Here is a 1,845-nt window from a genome sequence, read left to right as displayed (position 1 = left end):
GTCTGGCTCGCGGCATCCTGCACCGAGATCAGCACGCTTTCGGAAACCCCCGTGGCTCCCGCGCTGGGAATCAGCTCGTACCACACGTTGACCGAGCCATTGAGGTTGGGGTCCACGTAGCGGGTCTTGTCCACCCAGAAGCTCAAATCCCCTACCGCAGTGATGGGCAGTTCCACCGGCGGGTTGATGCTTGTGCTCGAGCCCTCCCAGTGCAGCCGCGCCTTGCCGCCAACGTACAACGGCGAGCCGACGGCGACCTTGACGTAGATGCCGCCCGTGGCCAGGTCGGCGGGGTCCAGCACGTCGCCAGGTTTCAACGCCGGGCTGAAGGTGGGCGCGGGCAGCGAGGCGCCGGCGCCGACCACGGTCAAGGCCAGGGCGGGCGAACGGTACACCGTGCCGTCGGCCAGCTTGACGGTGTAGGACACCTCCAGCGTGCCGCCGATGAGTTCCTGTGCCTTGTCCTTGAGCACCAGGATGCTCAGCGGCCCACCGGCGTTGCCGCTGTCGACCGCGCGCATCTCTTCGTGATACACCGCCCCGCCGGGGCCGGTGCCACTCCAGATCAGGGTCACGTTGCTGCCGCTGACCAGCAGCGGGTTGGCCAGCACGATGACCTCGACGGTGTTTTCGCTGATGGACTCCGGTGCCAGGGTGCCACCGGATGCCTTGGGCACTTCGGGCATTTTCAGTTCGTTGCGCGTGCCCACCACGCCGAATGTCGAGCCGCTGGAGATCTTCGCTGCGCCGCCGGCGGCCGGAATGGCGGTGTAGTACACGTACGCCTGGCTGTCGATCAGCACGGCGGCCACGTCCTTGGGCACCTGGAAGTTGAGAAAGCGGTTGCTGCCCAGCTGCTGGGCCGGGGTGCTGTAGTCTTGAAACGGGCCTTGAACGGGCCGTCCGGTCCAGTGCACGACGATGTTGTCATCGACGGCGATGGTCGAATAGCGATTGACGCGGATTTCCACCAGGTCGTCGGTGATGGTATCCAGATGCAGGTCGCCGGTCTGGGTGCCTTCCACGGTCGGCTCGGGCAACGAGCCTCGTGCATACACGGTGGTCAGCACGCTGGGGCTGTAGCGTGAATAGTTCTGCACCTTGTCGCGGATGCTGTAGCGCACGATCAGGTCGGTGCCGGGGCGGGCGGCAATGACGCTGTTGGGCACGGTGATGGTGATGCTGCGGTTGAGGTCGCTGGTTTGCAGCGGGCCGTAGTGAATGGCCGTGCCGGCCCAGAACAGGGTGACGATATCGCCCTCGCTCTGGTGGGTGTATTGCTGGATCGTCACCGGCAGGTCGCCCACCAGGCTGACGTCGGAGATGAGGTCCGGCACGCCATAGGGCAGCCCGAGATTGGGGTTGAGTGAAGGATCGCTGGCGTCCGGCGGCTCGGGCGGGTCGCCAGGCACCGTCAGCTTGATCGGCACCACCAGCGACTGCGATGCCCGCTCGTTACCGGCTGAATCCTTGACGTGGTAGTGCAGCGTCGCCTCGAGCGCGTCGGGGGAAATGTAGTATGCATCGGCAACCAACGCCTGAGTGGCGGTGGGGTCGGTCACCGTGGCGAAGTCCATGTAACCGTCATTCCAGTAAAGGTCGATGATGTCATTCACGGCCATACCCACGTAGGGCTCTACCAGCACGGCAATCAGGCCGTTGTCGTAGTCGTCTTTGTTGATGCCGCCATGGGAGATCGCGGCCGGTACCAGGGGTGCGTAGATATTGGGGTCGGGCGCCACGCCACCATGTCGGGCACCGTGGTTGACATGGTCGCTGCCATAGGCGGCTTTGCGGATGGCGCGTAATAATGAACGGGGTGGATTTTTCACGATGGATCACCTC

General features: G+C 64.4%; 1 protein-coding gene. It reads right to left on the bottom strand.

Annotated features, from left to right (window positions below; translation table 11 throughout):
* Nucleotides 1–1,832: hypothetical protein (locus IFT76_RS20660; RefSeq protein ID WP_192060115.1), on the bottom strand; the 1,832-nt coding region annotated here is incomplete at its 3' end.
* Nucleotides 1,833–1,845: the final 13 nt, after the last annotated feature.

Origin of the sequence: Pseudomonas sp. CFBP 13727 (assembly GCF_014841915.1) — a bacterium.
Taxonomy (GTDB): Bacteria; Pseudomonadota; Gammaproteobacteria; order Pseudomonadales; family Pseudomonadaceae; genus Aquipseudomonas; species Aquipseudomonas baltica.
This window is presented reverse-complemented; position numbering and strand designations above follow the sequence as displayed.